At 69.0% G+C, this 2984-nt stretch carries 2 protein-coding genes; one reads left to right on the forward strand and one right to left on the reverse strand.

Annotated elements, in window-relative coordinates; translation table 11 throughout:
- Positions 1–94: 94 nt before the first annotated feature.
- On the reverse strand, positions 95–1150 hold the full coding sequence (locus FPZ41_RS45910; RefSeq protein ID WP_152870782.1) for a LacI family DNA-binding transcriptional regulator: 1056 nt from the start codon (positions 1148–1150) through the stop codon (positions 95–97).
- A 404-nt stretch (positions 1151–1554) separates the two neighbouring features.
- On the opposite strand from FPZ41_RS45910, the gene FPZ41_RS45915 reads away from it, so the two are divergent.
- Positions 1555–2919, forward strand: coding sequence for an ABC transporter substrate-binding protein (locus FPZ41_RS45915; protein ID WP_152870783.1), 1365 nt, complete (start codon positions 1555–1557; stop codon positions 2917–2919).
- Positions 2920–2984: the final 65 nt, after the last annotated feature.

A 2984-nucleotide genomic window follows, 5' to 3' on the forward strand; every position in this document is an offset into this window, starting at 1 on the left:
GGGGTCCAGGCACCGGGGGCGAGGGGCGCCTCTGACGCCGATGGCCTTACGAAGGCCGAAGGCGTCCGGAGTCCCGTCCCGCCCGTATGGGCCCCTACGACGAGTGCCGCTGCACCAGCTCCGTCGGCAGTACCAGCTGCCGCCGTTCCAGACCCCGCGACACCGCCGGACGGTGGTCCGCGATCTCGTCCAGGAGGAGGTTGATCATCGCGTGGCCCATCCCCTCTATGGGCTGACGGACGCTGGTCAGGGGCGGGTCCATGTGGCGGGCGATCGCCGAGTCGTCGTAGCCGACGAGGGCGACGTCGTCGGGGATGCGGCGGCCCGCCTCGCGCAGCACCTGCCGGGCGCCCGCCGCCATCACGTCCGACTCCGCGAAGACCGCGTCCAGGTCGGGGCACCGCTCAAGGAGCTCCGTCATCGCCCGGCGGCCGCCCTCCTCCGTGAAGTCACCCGGCACGATCAGCCGCTCGTCCACCGGGTGGCCTGCGTCGCACAGCGCCTGACGGTAGCCCTCGACGCGCCGCTGGGCGCCGTAGACGTCGAGGCGGCCGGCGATCGTGGCGATCTTCTTCCGCCCCCGGGCTATGAGGTGCTGCACCGCCGAGTGGCCGCCGCCGTAGTTGTCCGAGTCCACCGAGGGCAGCGTCTCGTGCTCCGAGCGCGGGCCGCTGATCACGGCCGGGATCTCCAGCTGGGCCAGGAGGTCGGGGAGGGGGTCGTCGGCGTGGACCGACACCAGGAGGGCGCCGTCAACCCGGTGCGCCGCCAGGTACTGGGCCAGGCGGCGGCGCTCGCGGTCGCTGCCCGCGAAGATCAGCAGCAGCTGCATCTCGGTGTCCGCCAGTGCGGCGCCCACGCCCTTCAGCATGTCCGAGAAGTACGGCTCGGCGAAGAACCGGGTCTCCGGCTCGGGGACGACGAGGGCGATCGCGTCCGTGCGGTTCGCGGCGAGCGCCCGGGCCGCCGTGTTCGGGACGTAGCCGAGCTCCGCCACCGCCGCCTCGACGGCCGCGCGGGTCGCGTCGCTGACCCGGGGCGAACCGTTGATCACCCGGGAGACCGTGCCGCGGCCGACACCGGCACGCGCGGCGACCTCCTCCAGCGTCGGACGCCGACCGCTCCGGTTCCGCCCTCCGTGACCAGCCATGATCCCCTCCCGTCAACGCCGCACTGGCGTGGAATCTAACAGTCGTGATCCCCCGTACGACGCCCGGGAGCATTCGGGCCCGCCCGCTGGGGCCCTCGGTCACGCCACTCTCTGGAGACTCACCCGTCCCAGGAGCCTCAGTGGCACCACGCCTCGGCTCGCTCGGCCGAGGGCGCCGGGTTAGTTAACAGCCCGATAACCGAACACATCTCTCCGCGTCTGCTCCCTTGACACCCCCGCACGAACCGACGACTCTTCAACACATCACTTGTGGGAGCGCTCCCACAGTACCTGACACATACACAACCCGCACGTTCCCCACCCGAGCCGCAGCAGCATGAAAGAACGGGTCCAACAACGCAGTTGGCCGGGGGGCCGGCACGTCAGGGCAACAGGAGGACTCAATGCGAGGACGTACCCTCCCCCACTCTCGGCTGGGTTCGAGAGGGGTCAAGACCCGCCGCAGCGCCCGCAGGGCGGTGGTCCTGGCGGTGACCGCCGCCATGGGCGCCGGGCTGCTGGCCGGCTGTGCCGACGACGGTGGCAGCGGCAGCGATTCGTCCGGAGGCGGCAACTCGGGCAAGACCGTCGTCAAAATGGGGCTGTTCGGCGCCTTCGGCTTCAAGGAGGCCGGCCTCTACGACGAGTACGAGAAGCTCAACCCGAACATCAAGATCGAGGAAAACGTCACCCAGCGCAACGAGAACTACTACCCGGCGCTCGTCAACCACCTCACGACCAACGCGGGCCTGATGGACATCCAGGCCGTCGAGGTCGGCAACATCGCCGAGGTGGTGAGCACCCAGGCGGACAAGCTCGAGGACGTCTCCAAGGCACCCGGCGTGAAGTCCAGCGACTGGCTGGACTGGAAGTGGCAGCAGGCCACCACGAAGGACGGCCGGACGATCGGTCTCGGCACCGACGTGGGGCCGGTGGGCATCTGCTACCGCAAGGACCTCTTCGAGAAGGCCGGGCTGCCGACCGACCGCGAGGAGCTCGCGAAGAGCTGGGCGGGTGACTGGAAGAAACTGATCAAGGTCGGTGAGGAGTACCAGAAGAACGCCCCCGAGGGCACCACCTTCATGGACTCCCCCGGTGGCCTGATGAGCGCCATCCTCGGCAGTGAGAAGGTCAGGTTCTACGACAAGTCCGGCAAGGTCATCTACAAGGACAACCCGGTCGTCAAGCAGTCCTTCATGATGACCGCGAAGGCCGCCCAGGACGGACTGGTCGGTGCCCAGACCCAGTTCCAGCCGGACTGGAACACCACGATCGCCAACAGCAAGTTCGCCGCGATCGCCTGCCCGCCGTGGATGCTCGGCACGCTCAAGGAACACTCCAAGGGCGACACGAAGGGCAAGTGGGACGTGGCCGTCGCGCCCAAGTCCGGCAACTGGGGCGGGGCCTTCCTGTCCGTGCCGAAGAGCGGAAAGAACGTGAAGGAGGCCATGAAGCTGGCCGCCTGGCTGACCGCTCCGGAGCAGCAGGCGAAGCTGTTCAAGGTGCAGGGCAACTTCCCGAGCGCACCGGCCACGTACACCACACCCGAAGTGCTCGACGCGAAGAACGAGATGACGGGTGACGCGCCGATCGGCAAGATCTTCGCCGAGGCGGCGAAGACGACCCCCGTTCAGGTCATCGGTCCCAAGGACCAGGTCATCGGGTCGAGCCTGAACGACAACGGCCTCGTCCTGGTCACCAAGGGCACGTCTCCCGCGAAGGCCTGGGAGACGGCCACCAAGACCATCGACAACAACCTGGAGAAGTGACCGGTATGGCCACCCGGCACGACACCGCCGCGCCCCCCGTCAAGGAGGGGGGCGCGGCCCCGGCC

This window comes from Streptomyces acidicola, from assembly GCF_009377235.1.
GTDB lineage: Bacteria > Actinomycetota > Actinomycetes > Streptomycetales > Streptomycetaceae > Streptomyces > Streptomyces acidicola.

Excerpts from the sequence above, each read along its gene's own strand:
- FPZ41_RS45910 (WP_152870782.1), bottom strand. The coding sequence starts at position 1,150 with ATGGCTGGTCACGGAGGGCGGAACCGGAGCGGTCGGCGTCCGACGCTG.
- FPZ41_RS45915 (WP_152870783.1), top strand. The coding sequence starts at position 1,555 with ATGCGAGGACGTACCCTCCCCCACTCTCGGCTGGGTTCGAGAGGGGTC.